This is a genomic window from Mycobacterium sp. (assembly GCF_008709575.1).
Lineage (GTDB): Bacteria > Actinomycetota > Actinomycetes > Mycobacteriales > Mycobacteriaceae > Mycobacterium.
Genome location: NZ_VYIK01000033.1, coordinates 15,853 through 34,143, shown reverse-complemented (window position 1 = coordinate 34,143; position 18,291 = coordinate 15,853). Strand labels below are relative to the sequence as shown.

Annotated in this window: 20 protein-coding genes and 2 pseudogenes; 13 read left to right on the top strand and 9 right to left on the bottom strand. The window is 66.5% G+C overall.

What is annotated here, in order from left to right:
* Both F6Q13_RS09460 and F6Q13_RS09455 read right to left on the bottom strand, forming a co-directional pair.
* A pseudogene (locus F6Q13_RS09460) lies at positions 1–350 on the bottom strand (phosphoribosyltransferase family protein); the annotation flags it as partial.
* Positions 351–381: 31 nt separating this feature from the next.
* Complete coding sequence (locus F6Q13_RS09455) at positions 382–813, bottom strand: Hsp20/alpha crystallin family protein (protein WP_293055434.1); 432 nt, start codon at positions 811–813, stop codon at positions 382–384.
* Positions 814–1,024: 211 nt separating this feature from the next.
* Between F6Q13_RS09455 and F6Q13_RS09450 the strand changes: the two genes are divergently transcribed.
* Both F6Q13_RS09450 and F6Q13_RS09445 read left to right on the top strand, forming a co-directional pair.
* Positions 1,025–1,915 carry a universal stress protein gene (locus F6Q13_RS09450; protein WP_293055432.1) on the top strand — a complete coding sequence of 297 codons (891 nt, stop codon included), beginning with the start codon at positions 1,025–1,027 and terminating at the stop codon, positions 1,913–1,915.
* A gap of 163 nt (positions 1,916–2,078) precedes the next feature.
* A complete protein-coding gene (locus tag F6Q13_RS09445; protein WP_293055430.1) occupies positions 2,079–3,227 on the top strand; it encodes a site-2 protease family protein in 1,149 nt (382 codons plus the stop codon).
* A gap of 37 nt (positions 3,228–3,264) precedes the next feature.
* On the opposite strand, the gene F6Q13_RS09440 is transcribed toward F6Q13_RS09445, so the two are convergent.
* From F6Q13_RS09440 to F6Q13_RS09430, 3 genes are all read right to left on the bottom strand, one after another.
* Positions 3,265–3,489, bottom strand: a complete 225-nt coding sequence (locus tag F6Q13_RS09440) for a DUF1918 domain-containing protein (protein WP_293055428.1) — start codon at positions 3,487–3,489, stop codon at positions 3,265–3,267.
* 54 nt (positions 3,490–3,543) lie between these two features.
* Entirely contained in the window at positions 3,544–4,104 is a 561-nt protein-coding gene (locus F6Q13_RS09435) for a hypothetical protein (protein WP_293055427.1), read from the bottom strand.
* 61 nt (positions 4,105–4,165) lie between these two features.
* Complete coding sequence (locus F6Q13_RS09430; RefSeq protein ID WP_293055425.1) at positions 4,166–5,149, bottom strand: NAD(P)H nitroreductase; 984 nt, start codon at positions 5,147–5,149, stop codon at positions 4,166–4,168.
* Between the two features lie 90 nt (positions 5,150–5,239).
* Between F6Q13_RS09430 and F6Q13_RS09425 the strand changes: the two genes are divergently transcribed.
* The 3 genes and pseudogenes from F6Q13_RS09425 to F6Q13_RS09415 all read left to right on the top strand — a co-directional run bounded on the left by F6Q13_RS09425 (position 5,240) and on the right by F6Q13_RS09415 (position 7,619).
* Positions 5,240–6,721, top strand: a complete 1,482-nt coding sequence (locus tag F6Q13_RS09425) for an AAA family ATPase (RefSeq protein WP_293055423.1) — start codon at positions 5,240–5,242, stop codon at positions 6,719–6,721.
* A 228-nt stretch (positions 6,722–6,949) separates the two neighbouring features.
* Positions 6,950–7,267, top strand: a pseudogene (locus tag F6Q13_RS09420) (FHA domain-containing protein); the annotation flags it as partial.
* An 88-nt stretch (positions 7,268–7,355) separates the two neighbouring features.
* Positions 7,356–7,619, top strand: a complete 264-nt coding sequence (locus F6Q13_RS09415; RefSeq protein WP_293055421.1) for a hypothetical protein — start codon at positions 7,356–7,358, stop codon at positions 7,617–7,619.
* A 19-nt stretch (positions 7,620–7,638) separates the two neighbouring features.
* Here the strand turns inward: F6Q13_RS09415 and F6Q13_RS09410 are convergent, their stop codons facing one another.
* Positions 7,639–9,309, bottom strand: a complete 1,671-nt coding sequence (locus F6Q13_RS09410; RefSeq protein WP_293055419.1) for a GAF domain-containing protein — start codon at positions 9,307–9,309, stop codon at positions 7,639–7,641.
* A 77-nt stretch (positions 9,310–9,386) separates the two neighbouring features.
* Here F6Q13_RS09410 and F6Q13_RS09405 point away from each other — a divergent pair, with 77 nt between their 5' ends.
* From F6Q13_RS09405 to F6Q13_RS09375, 7 genes are all read left to right on the top strand, one after another.
* Positions 9,387–10,523, top strand: coding sequence for a 4Fe-4S dicluster domain-containing protein (locus tag F6Q13_RS09405; protein WP_293055417.1), 1,137 nt, complete (start codon positions 9,387–9,389; stop codon positions 10,521–10,523).
* The gene (locus tag F6Q13_RS09400; protein ID WP_293055415.1) at positions 10,516–11,370 is read left to right on the top strand and encodes an FAD/NAD(P)-binding protein; all 855 of its coding nucleotides are present in this window, start codon (positions 10,516–10,518) and stop codon (positions 11,368–11,370) included. The genes F6Q13_RS09405 and F6Q13_RS09400 overlap by 8 nt, the downstream gene beginning before the upstream one ends.
* The gene (locus F6Q13_RS09395; RefSeq protein ID WP_293055413.1) at positions 11,371–12,129 is read left to right on the top strand and encodes an oxidoreductase; all 759 of its coding nucleotides are present in this window, start codon (positions 11,371–11,373) and stop codon (positions 12,127–12,129) included.
* Positions 12,126–13,412 carry a Ni/Fe hydrogenase subunit alpha gene (locus F6Q13_RS09390; protein ID WP_293055411.1) on the top strand — a complete coding sequence of 429 codons (1,287 nt, stop codon included), beginning with the start codon at positions 12,126–12,128 and terminating at the stop codon, positions 13,410–13,412. Before F6Q13_RS09395 ends, F6Q13_RS09390 begins: the two co-directional genes overlap by 4 nt.
* Positions 13,409–13,918 carry a hydrogenase maturation protease gene (locus F6Q13_RS09385; RefSeq protein ID WP_293055409.1) on the top strand — a complete coding sequence of 170 codons (510 nt, stop codon included), beginning with the start codon at positions 13,409–13,411 and terminating at the stop codon, positions 13,916–13,918. Before F6Q13_RS09390 ends, F6Q13_RS09385 begins: the two co-directional genes overlap by 4 nt.
* A gap of 77 nt (positions 13,919–13,995) precedes the next feature.
* Positions 13,996–14,193 (top strand): type II toxin-antitoxin system VapB family antitoxin, encoded by a 198-nt coding sequence (locus F6Q13_RS09380; RefSeq protein WP_293055407.1) that lies wholly within the window; start codon positions 13,996–13,998, stop codon positions 14,191–14,193.
* Positions 14,190–14,570 (top strand): type II toxin-antitoxin system VapC family toxin, encoded by a 381-nt coding sequence (locus F6Q13_RS09375; RefSeq protein ID WP_367141270.1) that lies wholly within the window; start codon positions 14,190–14,192, stop codon positions 14,568–14,570. The genes F6Q13_RS09380 and F6Q13_RS09375 overlap by 4 nt, the downstream gene beginning before the upstream one ends.
* 65 nt (positions 14,571–14,635) lie before the next feature.
* Here F6Q13_RS09375 and F6Q13_RS09370 read toward each other — a convergent pair whose 3' ends face one another.
* The 3 genes from F6Q13_RS09370 to fdxA all read right to left on the bottom strand — a co-directional run bounded on the left by F6Q13_RS09370 (position 14,636) and on the right by fdxA (position 15,560).
* Positions 14,636–14,860 (bottom strand): DUF2905 domain-containing protein, encoded by a 225-nt coding sequence (locus tag F6Q13_RS09370; protein ID WP_293055403.1) that lies wholly within the window; start codon positions 14,858–14,860, stop codon positions 14,636–14,638.
* On the bottom strand, positions 14,860–15,132 hold the full coding sequence (locus F6Q13_RS09365) for a hypothetical protein (protein WP_293055401.1): 273 nt from the start codon (positions 15,130–15,132) through the stop codon (positions 14,860–14,862). Before F6Q13_RS09365 ends, F6Q13_RS09370 begins: the two co-directional genes overlap by 1 nt.
* 83 nt (positions 15,133–15,215) lie before the next feature.
* A complete protein-coding gene (gene fdxA / locus F6Q13_RS09360) occupies positions 15,216–15,560 on the bottom strand; it encodes a ferredoxin (RefSeq protein ID WP_293055400.1) in 345 nt (114 codons plus the stop codon).
* Between the two features lie 394 nt (positions 15,561–15,954).
* On the opposite strand from fdxA, the gene F6Q13_RS09355 reads away from it, so the two are divergent.
* Positions 15,955–18,291, top strand: a complete 2,337-nt coding sequence (locus F6Q13_RS09355; RefSeq protein WP_293055399.1) for a cbb3-type cytochrome c oxidase subunit I — start codon at positions 15,955–15,957, stop codon at positions 18,289–18,291.

Here is an 18,291-nt window from a genome sequence, read left to right as displayed (position 1 = left end):
TCGCGCCCTTCGCGTTCCGCGATCTCGCGCAGCTGCGCAGGGGTGATCCGCAGGCCCCGCACGACGTCGTCGTTGACGACGACGCGGCCGCCGCTGGCCAGCGCTCCCACCGCGAATTCCTCGTGACCCGGGGCGCCGAGTTTGCGGACCACGAAGGCATCCAGTGGGGCGCGCAGCGCGGCCGCGACTTCCCAGGCGACCGGTATTCCCCCGCGCGCCAAGCCCAACACGATGACATCCGGTTTCCCCTTGTACGCCTGCAAAAGGTTCCCCAGCACCTGCCCGGCCTCGCGGCGGTCGCGAAAAACCCGACGCGGGGCATGCCCGTCGACGCGGATCGCTCCAGTCATGCCTTGTTCCTGCCGCGGGCCCGCTTGCCAATCAGTTCATCGAGGCGATCGGTACGTGCTTTTCGGCTGTCTTGGCCTCGTTGACTGCCATCGAGACCGTCAGGATGCCTTTGTCGTAGGTCGCCTTGACATCGTTTTCGTCGGCGCCGCTGGGTAGCGAGACGGTGCGGACGAACGAACCGTAGGAGAACTCCGAGCGGCCGTCGAAATCCTTCTTCTCGCTGCGCTCGGCCTTGATGGTCAACTGACCGTCACCCACGGTGATGTCGATGTCTTTGGTCGGGTCGACACCGGGGATCTCGGCGCGGACCTCGTAACGCCCGTTCTTCATCTCGTCCTCGAGTCGCATCAGGCGGGTATCAAAGACCGGCCGCAGGCCGGCGAACGCCGGGAACGCGTCGAACAACTCGGAGAACTCCGGGAAGAGCGAACGTGGCTGACGGTGCACAGGAAGGGAGCTCATAGTCGTCTCCTCGTCGAGGGTCAAATCGGTTCCGATAACGATTCGACCATCCGACCGACTTCGGCGGTAGGGACCGAAGTCCCGGATTGCCGGGTCGTCCGGGGAATCCGTGTCGGTCGGATCCCCCGCAGAGGACTAATGGCTCCTGTGTCGTCGTGACCCGGCACCTAGGGTCTGCTAAAAGGTCGAGCAACGAACAGGGAAAGCAGGAATGCCCCCTCGCACGACGCATCTGGGAATCGTCGTTGGCGCTGACGGGTCATCATCGTCACGGATGGCCGTACGCTGGGCCGCGCGTGAGGCGCACATGCGCGGTATCCCGCTCAGCCTGGTCCACGTCATCGACGCATCACTGTGGGCTGCCCCGCCGCTGGACGGGCAAGCGGCGCTCGTCGAAACCGGCGAATTCCGCAAAATCGCGGCCGAAAACATCATCGCGGACGCCGTCGGACTCATTGCCGAGGCCACCGGGTTCACGCCCGAAGTCGACACCGAAATAGTAATGGCCGCGACTGTCCCGGCACTGGTCGACCTGTCCAGGAACGCGCAGATGATGGTGGTGGGATGCCGGGGGCAGAGCATGCTCCGACGTCTCCTGCTGGGCTCGGTCAGCAGTGGGCTCATTCATCATGCCAGCTGTCCCGTGGCGGTGATCCACGACGAAGCTCCGTTCGTGCTGCAACCCTCGCAGCTGCCGGTGGTGCTCGGCATCGACGGCTCGCCGGCCTCAGAGTTGGCCACCGAGATCGCTTTCGGCGAGGCGTCCTGGCGGGGTGTCGAGCTGGTCGCGCTGCACGCCTGGACTGATGCAGACGCATCCGGCATTCCCAGCATGGAATGGTCGGCCCGGAAAATACGGGCGGAACAAGCCCTGGCGGAACGCCTCGCGGGTTGGCAGGAGCGTTACCCCGAGGTCGTCGTGCGTCGCCGGCTGGTTCGAGACCACCCGGCCCGCCATCTGCTCGACGAAGCCGACTCCTCCCAACTGGTAGTCGTCGGCAGCCGGGGTCGCGGCGGCTTTTCCGGGCTGCTTCTCGGCTCGGTGAGTACCGCAATAGCCCAGGTCGCTCGCGCGCCGGTGATCGTGGCCCGTCCGCGCTGAGGGCCGGGGCCCGTGCCCGTGAGTCCGGGGCCACTGCCCTCTGGTTCTAGTCTGTGCAGTCCGATCATGTGTCCTGGACTGGGAGTCCTAAGGCTGGGCCATGCGGGTAGCGTTGTGCGGTAATTCTGCGTGCGGCGCGACCCCGATTGTGTGGAGGTTCAGCGTGGGTGGTGACATCCCCCTGGGGCGGATCGCCGGGTTCCCGGTGGGCCTCAACTGGAGTGTGCTCGTCATTCTTTGGCTGTTCACGTGGAGCTTGGCTTCGACTCTTCCCGACACCGTGCCCGGTTATTCGGCGACGGCCTACTGGGTAGCCGGGGCGTGTGGTGCGCTGGTGTTGCTCGCGTCGTTGTTGGCCCACGAACTCGCCCATGCACTCGTGGCCCGGCGCACCGGCGTGCGGGTATTGGATGTGACGCTCTGGCTCTTCGGCGGTGTCACGCATCTGGGCGGCGAGGCCAAGACACCGCAGACGGCCTTTCGGATCGCGATAGCGGGACCGGCGACGAGCTTGGCGCTTGCCGGCGGATTTGCCGGCGGCGCTTGGGTATTGGATGTGCTGACCCCGGCACACATTGTGTCCGGTGTGTTGTGGTGGCTGGCCGGCATCAACTTACTGCTGGGGTTGTTCAATCTGCTGCCGGGCGCCCCGCTGGACGGCGGCCAGGTGCTGCGGGCCTGGCTGTGGCGCCGGCACGGCGATGCGCTCACCGCTTCGGTGGGCGCGGCCCGGGCCGGGCGCATGCTCGCCACGATCCTGATCGGCTTGGGGCTGATGGAATTCCTTTTCGGAGCGCTGGTTCCCGGAGTGTGGTTAGCGTTCATCGGCTGGTTCATCTTCACGGCCGCGCGGAGCACCGAGGACCAGGTGTTGTCCCGGCGTGCGCTCACCGGCGTCCGGGTGGCCGACGCGATGACCGCCCACCCGCGCACAGCACCCGGCTGGATAACCGTCGCGGAGTTCATCGATCGTTATCTGCTCGGAGACCGGCATTCGGCGTACCCGGTGGAGGCACGCGACGGATCGATTTCAGGGTTGATCACCTTGGCCCAGCTGCGCGAGGTCCCTTCGGACCGGCGTGCCAGCACGCTGGTCGACGACATTGCCGTGCCGTTGGATCGGGTCACGACGGCGACGCCGGACGAGCCGGTCACCGCGCTGCTGGAACGGCTGGCGACCAACACTGGCAAGCGTGCACTGGTCATCGACGGCGGCCGGGTGACAGGCATTGTCACCGCCCACGATCTCAGCCGCCTCATCGACGTGTACCGGCTCGCCCGGCCCCAGGCAGCGGCCCCTGAGGGTCGCTAGCCCCGGGTGCCGGCTGGTCTTTGGTCCCGCGGCGCGCTTAACCGCTCGGTGTCTTGTGCTCGAGGGCCTCCTGCTCCGCAGCCGTGACGACGATCGCGTCCGGACCGGGATACACCGTCGTCTCATGGCCGGTCGTCAGCCACCGCACCACGTAGGGGGGCGACCCGTCCGCCGAGCGCACCTCGGTGATCAGACCGCGCTCGTCAGACCGATCAACCGTGGTGCCCTTGATCACCAGCCAGTCGCCAACCTGAGCCTTCATAGCCACTCCTTTCTCGGTGCCGACCGTTACGTGCCGACCGTTACGTGCCGACCGTTACGTAGGACGCCATGCGGCCGTCATATCCGGCGGTGCGTCAGCCGCCAGGCACTCGGCCTGGGCTACCAACCCGGCCCAGCACTCGCCGGTGACGACATGGCACTCGAACGTGCCCGCCACGACTACCCGCCGGAGAATCCAACGCAGTGTTTCCGCATAGGACTCGGCCTGTGCAGCACCGTCGAACTCGTAGATCTCCCGGTACACCCGGCTCTTGTCATCGGTGAGCCACAGCTTGGAGACGAATCCGGGAAAACCGGCGAACAGCGGCGTAGCGAGAACGCTGAGCCTCTGCACCACCCGGTGGGTTCGCTCGCGCGCGACACGCAACCGGAATTCGACCACCAACACCGCCGGGGTCCTGGGGCGCTGCCGGTCGACCACGGTCTCGCGAAAGATCCGCGCCCGGGTGCCGTCGGCAAACCAGAGTGCCCCGCCGACGTGCCGGGAGGGCTGATGAAGACGACCCCGGACCAGAAAACCCGTGCAGCCGACGATCGAGCGGGCGACCCGTGCGATGCCGACCCGTGTCGAGACATCCGACGATTTGTCAGGCATTTTCGACCCTTCAGCTCTCGCGTGTCATCAAAGGTCTCTTCGCGGCCTACCTAAAGGGCGATCAGCGACGAATCTCCAAAACCTCGGACAACGGCCGCCGTGGCGTCGGCGGCGGAACCTCCTCGACATCCGGCGCGATGCCGACCCGAATCAAAATTTGCGGCATGATCTTTCGCCCGATCAGGTCTGCGATGATGTCGCGGCTGGCCGCCAGCTCGGTGATATGCGTCAACGGACAAGTGGCCAGCCCGGCCATCGTGCATTCTAGCAGCACCCCGGACACCACCTGCCCGGCGTGGAAAGCGTCCACCCTGGTGTCCTCGGGCGTGGACAGGACCAGAATCTTCGCCCGGTCTCGCCCGGTCGCGGCGCGCCTGTCGCCGTAGCCGCTGACCGGGAATCCCCGGTCGACCCCGACTCGGTCGGCTTCCGACCGTGACACCAAACTGCTGGGCGGGATTCCTTCCGAGTCCCGGAACGGCGCTGTCCACCACTGCAGTTCCTGGTGGTACAAGTCGTCGTGGCGGCGCAGCGCCGCGGTGAGCTGTGAGGCTTCGGCCAGCTGCGGACGCGCCTCGTCGGACAACACGTCGAGCGAGGCCAGATCCGCGTCGATCGAGCTGCGCAGCACGTCCTCGAACGCCTCCCAGTGCGGCGGCGCGGCGAACGGCAACCGGTCGCTGCGGCGCCGCAGTATCGCATCGGCGCGATCGCGCCAGGCCCGGGTGACGCAATCGAGCGGGGTGAAGTCGATCGACGCCAGGTGCTCGGGCTCGTCCGGGTCGGGGAACTCGTCGACGTCGGTGTTCCAGCCGGTGGCGGCCATCGCGACGCGGAAGTGGTCGAGCACCGCGCCGCAGCTGATCAGCGCCTCGCGGCCGGTACTGTCGGTCGACCGCAGTACCCGTCGTGGATCGGCGAACAAGTCGACCGCAGTGGCGGTGGCCACCCATCGCCACGGTTGGCTGTTGTGCAGTGACGGGGCACGGCACGCCACTTCCACCGCCCGCGCGATCACCTGGCTGGGCACTGCTGTTTTCGGCATATCCGAAACCGCCCTTCTCCAATTGTCGACCATACGGCCCCAGCCGACCCGCGCCAGGGTCCTTGGTCCCCGGCGCGGGAGAATGTGCTCATGGGGCCAACCGAGAGCCGGGCAGCCGCCGAACCGTATGCCCAGGTGCATGAGACCCACACCGGAATCGTCGTTCTCGTCGACCAGTTGGCTTACAAGGGCAAAAAACCGATCAAGACCGACTTCCTGGATTTCCGCACACCCCGACGCCGTGCGCAGGCTCTCGGGCGCGAGCTGGAGCTCAACCGGCGGTTGGCCCCCGCCAGCTATCTGGGTGTCGCTCAGCTGAGCATGCCCTGGAATGATGCCGCGGAGCCGGTGCTGGTCATGCGGCGCCACCCGGACTCCTCCCGGCTGGCCACCCTCGTACGCGATCGCCGGCCGGTCACCGATGCCTTGCTGGCCATCGCCGACGTGCTGGCCCGGTTCCACGACAGCGCCGCCCGTAGCCGATCGGTGGCGTCGCAGGGCAAGGTTCGCGCGGTCAAAGCGCGGTGGCAGGCCAACATCGCCGAACTGCGGCACTATCCCGGCACCGTCGTCGATCACCGGCGCCTCGATACGGTCGAACGCCTTGCGGTGCAGTTCATCTCCGGTCGCGCGGTGCTGTTCAGCGGACGCATTGCCGACGGCCGGGTTGTCGACGGACACGGCGACCTGCTCGCCGACGACATTTTCTGTCTGCCGCAGGGCCCCGAGATATTGGACTGTCTGGAGTTCGACGATCAGCTTCGCTACGTCGACACGATCGACGATGTCGCTTTTCTGGCGATGGATTTGGAGTTTCTGGGGCGCAAAGATCTCGCCGATTTTTTCCTGGAGCACTACAGCAAGCTGGCCGCTGATCCGGCACCGCGGTCGCTGAAAGATTTCTATATCGCCTACCGCGCGCTGGTCAGGGCGAAGGTGGACTGCGTACGGTTCACCCAGGGGCATCGCGACGCCGTCGAGGATGCATCGCGGCACCTGGACATCGCGCTCGAGCACCTGCGTAGCTGCTCGGTGCGGGTGGCCATGGTCGGCGGCGGCCCGGGCACCGGTAAGAGCACGCTGGCGCGCGGGCTGGCCGACCTGGTGGGGGCATCCGTGATTTCCACCGACGAAGTGCGCAAAGACATGCTGGCCAGCGGCACCATCGGTGGCGCGCCGGGTGTGCTCGATGCCGGTCTGTACTCCGCTGACAAGGTCGCCGCCGTTTATGACGAGGTGCTGCGACGCGCGCACCTGCATCTGGCCAGCGGCGAGTCGGTCATCCTCGACGGCACCTGGCGGGATCCCCGACGCCGCAAGCAGGTGCGTGAACTGGCCTCTCGAACGCATGCCTTCGGTCTGGAATTGCGCTGCGAGACCGCGGCGCACGCCGCCGCACGACGTGTCGCGGCCAGACCCGCAGGCCACGTCTCCGATGCGACCCCGGGGATCGCCCGCGCTCTGGCCGACTACGGTGACTGGTCCCAGGCGCATCCGATCGACACCAGCCGGTCGCCGTCGGAATCGGCACGCGCCGCCGCGGATCTGTGGCGGCGAGCGGTGCAGGCGTAGCCCGCCACCTTCGCCACTGCGGGCCTGTCACAATTGCTCTACAGCTGCCCTACAGCTGATGACTGCCGATAGGACCACACAGTGAACCACCAGAAAGACGACCAGGCGACGCGAGCAGGCACGGCGAACACGACTGCCGCGTTGTCGTCGCTCGAGTTGCTCGGCAAAACCGACACGTCGGCCGCCGTCGAATCCGATGACTGGGGAGCTGACCCGCCGCCCGGGGTCTCGGCTGTGCTCGTCGTCAAACGCGGACCCAACGCCGGATCGCGATTCCGCCTCGACAAGGCCGTCACAACCGCCGGCCGTCACCCCGACAGCGACATCTATCTCGACGACATCACCGTCAGTCGGCGACACGCGGAGTTCCGGGCAGAAAACGGCGACTACCGGGTGGTTGACACCAGCAGTCTCAACGGCACCTATGTCAACCGCAAGTCAGTGGAGTCCGCGGTGCTGACCCACGGCGACGAGATCCAGATCGGCAAGTCCTGCCTGGTGTTTTTGACCAACTCCAGAACTGATCCGCAACGGGGCGCGTCGTAGCGGGCAGCGGTACGAAGACGACTTCGGCAGGTCCGGCCGGTGACTTTCGGCACTAGGCCACGGCCGGGCGCGCGGTGACGCTAGCGACGTGAGCGCTGAGATTGGGGCAACCGTGGGGGCTGTATCGTTGGAGTCCGAATTGGACACGATGGCATGGGAATTCCTCGGTTCGCACTACGCCGGGTCCCGCTTCGCCGAGTGGCCGATCGATCGACGCCTACATGCTTATCTGCTGCACCGCGGCCTTACCGACATCGCCGACAACGGCACGGTCTGCGCGGTGTTGTTGGACCGGGTGATGGCCAACATCGCTGCCGCCCGCGACAGCGGGATGTTGCCGCCCCGGGCGTAGGGACAACGTGCGGCTCGAATCACGACAGCGGGGCCAGCCAATACACCCTGGTGCCGCCCTCGGGCGGGCTGGTGACGGAGCATTCGCCGCCGACCTGCGCGGCGCGCCGCGCCATGTTGGCCAGCCCGCTGCGGCGCCGGTTGTCCGCCGAGATGCCGCGGCCGTCGTCGACAACCTCGATGACCAGCCGGTGATCCACCTCGATGCGGACGGTCAGCCGGCGGGCCCCGGAGTGGCGGACGGCGTTGCTGACGGCTTCGGTCACGACGGCCTCGGCGTGATCGGCGAGCTCGCCGGTGACGGCCGTCAGGGCGCCGGAGATGTCGAGCGTGGTCGCGATGTCTCGGTCTTCGGTGAGCTCGGCGACCCGGTTCTGGATTCGCTGCCGCAGATTCTCGCCGTGTTGCGGGGGCGTTTGCAGCTTGAAGATCGTCGCCCGGATGTCTTCGATCGTCGTTTGCAAATCGTCGACGGTGTGGTTCAGCCGATTGACGATCTCCGGCGCGTGCGTCCGGGCGATGGTGCCCTGCAAGTCCAGGCCCGCGGCGAACAGCTTCTGGATGACGTGGTCGTGCAGGTCGTGGGCGATCCGTTCGCGGTCGGCCAGAATGGCCAGCTCCCGGATGTGCTCGCGGCCGGCCGCCAGCGTCAACGCAATCGCGGCGTGTCTGGCGAAGTCGCTGACAAGTTCGAGATAGTGATCACCGAAGGGCGGCTGGTGCACGCCGCGGGCAACCGCGACCACGCCGAGCATCGTGTCGTCGGCGCGCATCGGCGCCACGACCACCGAGCGGTCGCCTGCGTCGGTGAATCCCTCGATCGGATGTTTGAACGAATCGGTGATCGTCGGCGTGCCGCTGACGAACACTTCGCCGGTCGTGGACTGGTCAATCGGAACTCTTGCCCCGATGATATCGGCGGCCTCGCTGCCCGCAGCGGCGGCCACCACCAGCGTGTCGGTCGGGTCGGTCGGCAGCTCCGGCTCGGTGGGGACCAGCAGGATCGCCGACTCGGCGTCGGCCAGCTCCACCAGCCGGCTCACGATGAGCTGCAGCGGGCCCCGCTGCGGGTCCGAGGAGAGCAACGCGGTCGTGATCTCGCGGCTGGCCGCCGTCCAGCGCGCGGCTGCCCGTTCGCGCTCGAACAGCCGCGCGTTGTCGATGGCGACCGCCGCCGCCGACGCCAGTGCCCGCGCGGCGACCTCGTCGGAATCGGAGAACACCCGACCCGGTCGGTCATCGCCGAGGTAGAGGTTGCCGAACGCGACGCCCCGCACGCTGAGCGGCACCCCCAGAACTGCCCGAAGCGGCGTGTCGCGCTCGGCGAGTCCGGCACGCTGCAGATGGGCCGCCAGATCCTCGACGCGCAGGGCCTCACCGACCGGCAGGTCGCCGAGGCGCCGCGCCGTGTCGGCATCGATGCCCGCATAGATGAACGACGCCAGGCTGCCCTCGGCCCCGTAGATACCCAAGGCCCCGTAACGGGCCCCGGTCAGTTCTCTGGCCGCATTGACGATCCGGTGCAGCGTCACGTCGAGGTCGAGTTCGGAGCTGATGTCGACGATGACCCGCAGCAGAAGTTCCATCTGGTCACGGGCCGCCAGCAATTCGTCGAGCTGCTCGTGCATGCGGCGCACCAAGCCGCGCTGGCCGAGTCGGGCGAACGCGGATTCGACCGCGTCACTGTCCACGCAAGGGACCATAATACGGTCGGCCGAATTCGACATAACAGCCGTGAATTGAACCCGGGCCGGGGCACGATGGGGGTATGGGCGGTTCGGTGGTCAGCGCGGTGATCGACGTCGCCGGTCTCGACCGCCTGATTGCCGTTCTGATCGAGCGCGGGTATCGGGTCGTGGGCCCTACGCTGTCGGACAACGCGATCGTGCTGGGCGAATTGACGGGCGCCGGCGACCTGCCGCGAGGCTGGGGGGTCGACGCCGGACCCGGACGGTATCGGTTGCGCCGCCGTGACGACGACGCGCTGTTCGGTCATTCGGCCGGGCCGCAATCCTGGAAGCAGTTCCTGCACCCGCCCAGGCAGCGGGTGTGGTCCTCGGACGGCACCCAGCCCGAGGAGCCGCCGCGCTACGCCTTTATCGGAGTGCGGGCCTGCGATCTGTCGGCGATCGGAATCCTCAACAATGTCCTGGGCGCCGGAGCATACCCGGACCGCGGCTTTGTCGGCCGACTGCGGGGAACCTTCGTGGTGGCCGTCAACTGCACCGAGCCGGGAGGGCTGTGTTTCTGCACGTCGATGGGGACCGGGCCGCAGGCCGGCCCCGGCTACGACCTGGCGCTGACCGAACACCCCGGCGACACCGCCCCGGGCTACCTGGTCGACGTCGGCAGCGACGACGGCGCCGAGGTGTTGGCCGCGATCCCCCACCGTGACGCCGACCAAGCCGAGATCGACTCCGCCCGACACGCGGTGAGCCGGGCCGCGGATCGGATGGGCCGGCGGATGCCCGATGCCGACCTGCGCGAGCTGTTGGTGAACTCCCGTCAGTCACCGCGCTGGGACGACGTCGCCGGTCGCTGCCTGACCTGCGGAAACTGCACGATGGTGTGCCCCACCTGCTTTTGCACCACCAGCGAGGACATCACCGATGTGGCGGGTGAGCATGCGCAGCGCTGGATGCACTGGGCTTCGTGCTTCGAATACGATTTCACCTACACCTATCCCGACGCCGTACGCCAATCGGGCCAGTCGCGCTACCGCCACTGGATCACGCACAAGCTCGGTAGCTGGCATGACCAGTTCGGCAGCACCGGCTGTGTGGGATGTGGGCGCTGTATCGCCTGGTGCCCCACCGGAATCGACATCACCGAGGAGATGAACGTGCTGGCCGGGCTGGCCGCCGGGCACCGCCACGACTCTGGCCACGACTCTGGCGATGACTGACGCCGCGGCATGGGCGCCGACCGCGTCGCCGATGGCGCCGGTCCCCTACCGCGTGCGCACCAGGACCGTCGAGAACGTCGAAACGGCAACCATCCACCTGGAACCGATAGCGCAGCGGTTGGCACCGCCGGCGCCGGGCCAGTTCATGATGCTCTACGCGTTCGGCGTCGGCGAGATCGCGATGTCGGTGAGCAACGTCCCGTCCGGCCCCGACGGCGCCCTGGGACATACCATTCGCTCGGTCGGAGCGGTCAGCGCCGCGCTGCACAACGCCGGGCCGGGCACGGTCGTCGGGGTCCGTGGACCGTTCGGCACCGACTGGGACCTGCACTCGTGCGCCGGCCGGGACCTGGTCGTCGTCGCCGGCGGCTGCGGGCTAGCACCGCTGCGGCCGGTGCTAGTGCAAGTGCTGGCCGAGCGGTCTCGCTACGGCCGGGTGGTGCTGATCGCCGGTGCACGCACGCCAGCGCAACACCTGTTTGCCGACGAGGCCGCCGAGTGGGCGCGCAACCCCGCTCTGGAGGTGCAGCGCACTGTCGACACCGCCGCGCCCGGCTGGCCGGGCCGGGTCGGCCGGGTCACCGAGCCGCTTCGTGCACTCACCCTGGACCCGCGCCGCACCACGGCGATGCTGTGCGGTCCCGAACCGATGATGCGGTTCAGCGCCCAGACGCTGCTGGACAAGGGTGTGGCGGCCGGCGATATTCGGGTGTCACTGGAGCGCAACATGCAATGCGGGATCGGCTGGTGTGGACACTGTCAGCTGGGTCCGTTGCTGCTGTGCCGCGACGGGCCGGTGGTCACCTACGACGTCGCCGGACCGCTGCTGCGGGTCAAGGAGTTGTAGATGAGCACACCGACGCTGGCCGTCTGGAAGTTCGCTTCCTGCGACGGCTGCCAACTGACGTTGCTGGACTGCGAAGACGAGCTGCTGGCGCTGGCCGAGCAGGTGCAGATCGCCACATTCCTGGAAGCCTCCAGCGCGGTGGTCGCCGGTCCCTACGACGTGTCGCTGGTCGAGGGATCGATCACCACTGCCGACGACGAGCAGCGCATTCGTCAGATTCGCGAGCAGTCCCGCATCCTGGTCACGATCGGCGCCTGCGCCACCGCCGGCGGGGTGCAGGCGTTACGCAATTTCGCCGACGTCGCCGAGTTCGCCGCGGTCGTCTACGCCCGCCCCGACTACATCGCCACGCTGGCCACCTCGACGCCGGCCTCGGCGCACGTCCATGTCGACTACCAAATGCAGGGCTGCCCGATCGACCGGGGCCAGCTGCTCGACACCCTTGCCGCCCTGCTGATCGGACGCAAACCCCGGTTGCCGGCCAAGACGGTGTGCACGGAGTGCAAGCTGCGCGGGGTGACGTGCGTGCTGGTCGCCGACGGCACACCGTGTCTGGGCCCGGTGACCCACGCCGGATGCGGCGCGTTGTGCCCGTCGTATCGGCGCGGCTGCTACGGCTGCTTCGGTCCCGCTGCCACGCCCAATACCGCGGCGTTGATCCCGGTGCTGCGCGAGGTCGGGATGTCGGGCGGCGATGTGGACCGGGTGTTTTCGACGTTCAACGTCGCCGCCTTCACCGCGAGGCGGAACGACCGGTGAACCCGCGCAGGCTAGAGGTCGGTGCGCTGACTCGCGTCGAAGGGGAAGGCGCGCTGCGGGTGCGGCTGACCGATGGCGCCGTCGACACTGCCGAGCTCAATATCTACGAGCCACCAAGGTTTTTCGAGGCATTCCTGCGCGGCAGGTCATATACCGAACCACCGGACATCACCGCGCGGATCTGCGGCATCTGCCCGGTCGCCTACCAGATCAGCGCGTGCAACGCGATCGAAAACGCCTGCGGGGTCACTGTCGACCCCGAGCTGGTGGCGCTGCGGCGGCTGCTGTACTGCGGCGAATGGATCCACAGCCACGTCCTGCACATCTACCTGCTGCACGCGCCGGACTTTCTGGGCTACCCGGATGCGATCAGCCTCGCCAAGGACCGTCGCGAGTTCGTCGAACGGGGACTGGCGCTGAAGAAGGCCGGCAACCAGCTGATGCAGCACCTCGGGGGGCGGGCCATCCACCCGATCAACGTGCGGTTGGGCGGCTTCTACTCGGTGCCCACACCCGACGAGCTCAAGCCTCTGGCCGAGATGCTGCGTCGCGCGATGGACGACGCGTTGTACACCGTGCGCGCGGTGTCCGAATTCGAATTTCCCGACGTCGCTGTCGATCACGAGCTGCTGGCGCTGGCCGACCCGAACCGGTATGCGATTGAGGACGGGGTTATCGCTCGCAGCGCCGGAACCCCTTTCGAGGCAAGCGATTTTCTCGATCACGTGACCGAATCGCAGGTGCCGCACTCCACCGCGCTGCACGCCACCCTGGACGGCAACCGTTACCTGACCGGGCCGATGGCGCGTTATTCGCTGAACTCTGCTGTGCTGTCTCCGATCGCCCGGGAGGCCGCCGCCGAGGCCGGGCTGGACAGCCAATGCCGTAACCCGTTCCGCAGCATCGTCGTCCGCGCCGTCGAGGTGGTGTACGCCGTGGAGGAGGCGCTGCGCATCATCGCCGAGTACCGGCGCCCGGCCCGACCGTTCGTCGATGTGCCGGTCCGGGCCGGCGTCGGGCATGGTGTCAGCGAGGCACCGCGTGGGTTGCTCTATCACCGGTACCAGATGGGCGCGGACGGCGTGATCCAGGCGGTGAGCATCGTGCCACCGACCTCGCAGAACCAGGCCGCGATCGAACACGACATGGCGCAGCTGGTGGCCGCCAACGTCGCCTTGGACGACGCGACGCTGACCTCGTTGTGCGAGCGGGCGATTCGCAACTACGATCCGTGCATTTCGTGTTCGGCGCACTTTCTGACATTGACGGTCGAGCAGCGGTGACGGGCACCGCGGTGGTCATCGGCATCGGCAACAGCTTTCGCCGCGACGACGGCGTCGGCACGGCAGTCGCCGACCGGATCGCCCGACGTCGCCTTCCCGGGGTGCGCGTGGTGACGGCAACCGGGGAGCCGGCCGCGTTGCTGGAGGCCTGGACCGGTGCTGCCCGTGCCGTGGTGGTGGACGCGCTCGCGGGCGGGGACTCGACACCCGGTCGCGTTCGCCGCTGGTCGGGCGATGACCTCGGCTGCGTGACGGCGCTGAGTTCGCATGCGCTCGGGTTGGCGCAGACCGCGGCGTTGGGTCGGGCGTTGGGTCGCATGCCCGACGAGCTGGTGGTGTTCACCGTCGACATCGCCGATACCGGCCACGGTCTTGGGCTGACACCGGCGATCGCGGCTGCGGTGCCGGCGGTGATCGACGCGGTTCTTGCCGAACTCGCGCGCGGGATGGGTGCCGGTTGGCCTCCGCATCTTGGGCGAGCCGTAGACCGGCACTCCGACGTTTAAAACGAACGGGACGTGCATCGCCAGGGCAGCACGGATAGCATCATCACCTGATGCGAATAAGCGTGCCTGGAGGGGTCATGAGGACAACCGTGGCATTAGATGAGGATCTCGTCTCCGAAGCGCAGCGCCTGACCGGAACCAGCGAGAAGAGCAAGTTGATCCGGGAAGCCTTGCAGGCATTGATTGAGCGGGAAAGCGCTCGGCGCCTTGCCCGGCTTGCAGGCAGCGAACCTGATGTGACGACGATCCCACGGCGGCGGAACGCGCCTTCGTGATCCTTGTCGACACCTCGGTTTGGATCGACCATCTACGCGTCGGCGCCCCGAAGCTTACCGCGCTTCTGCACGCTAACCAGGTGCTCGTGCATCCGTGTGTCATCGGTGAGCTCGCGCTGGGCCAACTGTCTGACCGCCGGGAGATTCTCGGGCTTCTTCAGAACCTCCCGCACGCGCAGACCGCAACCGACGCCGAGGTGTCGAGCCTGATCGAAGACCGGCACCTATTCGGGCGCGGAATCGGATACATCGACGCGCAACTTTTGGCCGCGACCCTGCTGACGGCGGATGCACGCATGTGGACCCGTGACACCGGCCTCGCAGCCGTCGCCGAGGAACTCGGAATCGTCAGTCACGAGGAACCGGGAAGGCTCTGATCGGACCTGCTGCCGAAGATCTGGGCACTGCCTATCGCCGATGTCCGGCAGAGCGCCTTGCCCCTTCACCGGCGAAACAGGTGCATCAAGACGGTCAGCACGACGCTGGCGACGATCGAGATCACGAGCATCGAGACCACCGGGAGGTAGATTCGCAGGCTTCCGTGCTCGATCCGGACGTCACCGGGAAGCCGGCCGAACCAGAAAAGTCCTCCCACCCAGACCAGGACACCCACCACCAAGATGACGACACCGGCAGCCACGATCAGTGGACCCGTGTTGCGAACCATCAGGATACGGCCCAAAACTGGCGCGGTCCGCTGCGCAGCTCGGGGTCGACTGCATCGGTGTGGAATGCCAGCACATGATTGCCTGACGAGCTGGCCAGCTTCCACCCGTCGGCAACCCGGATCACGATTTCGCCGTGCCAAAGACGGAAATCTACCGGCTGAACGGCCGGCAGCAGCAGATCCAGACAGTGATCACGCTCGAGGATTTCGAGCTTGTCTGGCGACGCCATAGCAATCCCCCTCGACCGATGGACACCTGCTTCACGACCCATGCTCTCCACTGCTCGGCCGCTGCCGGGAGGGCCGGAAGTCACCACTGCTGGGATCCTGCGGCCTGATCGCTGCACCGGTTTCGTTACGAGATCCGTTGCGGCAAAGCCGCGACCAACGGGGTGTCGGCACCCAGTGGCCCGACGTTGGCAGCGCCTCCGGGTGTAGCGAGCGGCCGGTCGCGGCCGGGCAGTGTTTCACGGAAGAACGCGGCATTGTCGGCGAGATGCCAGCGCTCGTCGGCCGGCAGATCTGTCTCGTAGTAGATCGCACCTACCCGGCAGGCAGATTTGCATGCACCACAGTCCACACACTCGTCGGGGTTGATGTACAACGACCGGGCGCCCTCGTAGATGCAGTCCACCGGGCATTCCTTCACGCAATCCTTTTCCATTACGTCCACGCAGGCGGTGCCGATAACATAGGCCATGGCAGCTAACTTAGCGCACGATGAGTATTCACGATCGGGGCCACAAGCACTACAGTTCGAGGACTAAAGTCCCTTCACCCGCGACCTCGTCAGGAGTGAACAATATCGAGTGCGGGTGTGGTGAGCCGGACCCAGAATCACTGGCCGACAAGTAATCACGACCACTGAAGGGCGGAGGGAAGGTCGACCGTTACTAGAATCCTCTGATTATTCTTTCCGATCCCCAGGCTAAACACGCCGAACCCGGCTTTCCCAGTGCCATGGGTCTTCGGACACGCTCATCTCCGAAGCTGATATCAGGCAACGTCGATAACTACGAATCTGGCGTTTGGCCGGGCCGCTACAAGTTAAATGACAGGCAACCTTCGCCTGCTCTGCAGAGAGGATGTTCGCGATGGCAACCAAACCGGCACAGGCGCGGTCCGCCAACGGGGCCACTGCAGAATCGCTGATCGGCAAGGGCTGGGTCCAGGGTGTGGCCCTGGTGATGATCTTCGGTTTTCTGGTTCTGGGCATCCTTGTCTATCGCACCTACACCGCGTCGATGCCACTGCCGGACAAGGTGGTCAGCGAGTCCGGTCAACTGTTGTTTACCAAGAACGACATCATCGACGGCCAGGAGCTCTATCAGGCCCGCGGACTGATGGAGTACGGGTCGGTGCTGGGCCACGGCGCCTACCTCGGGCCGGATTACACCGCGGACTACCTGCGGAGGGCCGCCGACGACGTCGCCGATCGATGGCGGGCGAGCGGAGTCGGCGATCCGCGGGATCGGGTGGTCGCCGAATTTCGTACCAACCGGTATAACCCGGACACCAAGACGCTGGTGTTCACCGATCGGCAAGCGCGGGCATTCGAGGACATCCAGCGGCATTACGCGGCCTACTTCGGCGAAAACTCCACAAAGTACGGCCTGCGGCCGAACATGATCACTGACAAGACCGAGATTCGCGACCTGACCGCGTTCTTCGCGTGGACCGCGTGGGCGTCGGCGGCGCAGCGGCCGGGCCAGATCTACAGCTACACCAACAACTGGCCCTCGGAGAAGCGCGTCAACAACTTTCCGACAGCGCCGGTCATCGTGTGGTCGGCCCTGTCACTGATCGCGCTGCTGGGCGGGATCGGGATCATGTTCACCATCTACGGGCGGTGGAGCCAGAAGATCGGCTGGCACGGCGAGCAGGAATCCACGCTGTCATTCCGCGCGCCGGGCGAAGTGAGCCTTACACCAGCGCAGCGGGCCACCATGTGGTTCTTCGCGATCGTATCGGTGTTGTTCTTGGCGCAAACGCTGGTCGGGGCGGCCGCCGAGCATTACCGGGCCGACCTGTCGAATTTCTTCGGGCTGGACCTGGCCCGGGTGCTGCCCTACAACCTGGCCCGCACCTGGCATCTGCAGCTGGCGCTGTTTTGGACCGCGGCGGCGTTTCTGGCCGGCGGGATCTTCCTGGTGCCGTTCATCGCGCGCCGTGAGCCGAAACGACAGAGTTGGCTGGCCTACGGGCTGCTGGGCGCAGTGGCGGTGGTGGTATTCGGCTCGCTGATCACCGAGGCACTGTCGATCTATGGTGTGATTCCTCGAGGATCGCTGTTCTCCCAGCAGTGGGAATACCTCGACTTGCCGCGGTTATGGCAGATCTTGCTGGTCGTCGGCATGTTTTTGTGGATCGCGATCATCTGGCGCGGGATGCGGGGCCGGCTGCGCGGCGAGTCGAAACTCAACATGCCCTGGCTGTTCTTCTTCGCCGGGCTGGCCATTCCGGTGTTCTACACGGTCGGCCTGCTGGCCAGCAGCGACACCCACTACACCGTCGCGGATTTCTGGCGATTCTGGGTGGTGCACCTGTGGGTGGAGGACTTCCTCGAACTGTTCACCACCGTGATGGTGGCCTACATCTTCGTGCTGCTCGGGGTGGTGCGCGAGCGGATCGCCCTCGGGGTGATCTACCTCGACATCATTTTGTATTCCGCGGGTGGGGTGATCGGCACGATGCACCACTTGTACTTCTCCGGCACCCCGGTCGAGCACATGGCGTTGGGCGCGTTGTTCTCGGCCGCCGAGGTCATTCCGCTGACCTTCCTGACCGTCGAAGCGTGGGCGTTCCTGCATCTTGGTTCGCGGCAGCAGGGCGGTGACGCCAAACCCTTCCCGCACCGCTGGGCGGTGATGTTTTTGGTCGCGGTCGGGTTCTGGAACTTCCTCGGCGCCGGCATCTTCGGGTTCCTGATCAACCTGCCGGTCGTGTCGTACTACCAGATCGGCACCGCACTGACCCTCAACCACGGTCATGCGGCGATGATGGGCGTCTACGGCATGCTGGCCGTCGGGCTGGCTATGTTCGCGTTCCGCTATGTGATCCCCGCCGACAAATGGCCGGAAAAATGGGCCGGCGTCTCGTTCTGGTGCCTGAATATCGGGTTGGCGTGGATGGTGTTCGCCACGCTGTTGCCGCTCGGCGTGCTGCAGTTGTACCACTCGGTCAACGACGGCTACTACGAAGCCCGCTCCCTGGGCTACATCACCCGGCCCGGCAACGCGCTGATCGAATGGCTGCGGATGCCCGGTGACCTGATCTTCATCCTCGGCGGTGTGCTGCCGTTCATCTACATCGCATTGCTGGCCTTACGCAATTTCCGCTCCGGCCCGGTCACCGACGAATTGCCCGAGCATCCGCTCTACACCGACACGGTTGCCGACGCCGCCGAGCCCGCAGCACCGGCGAAAAAGTGA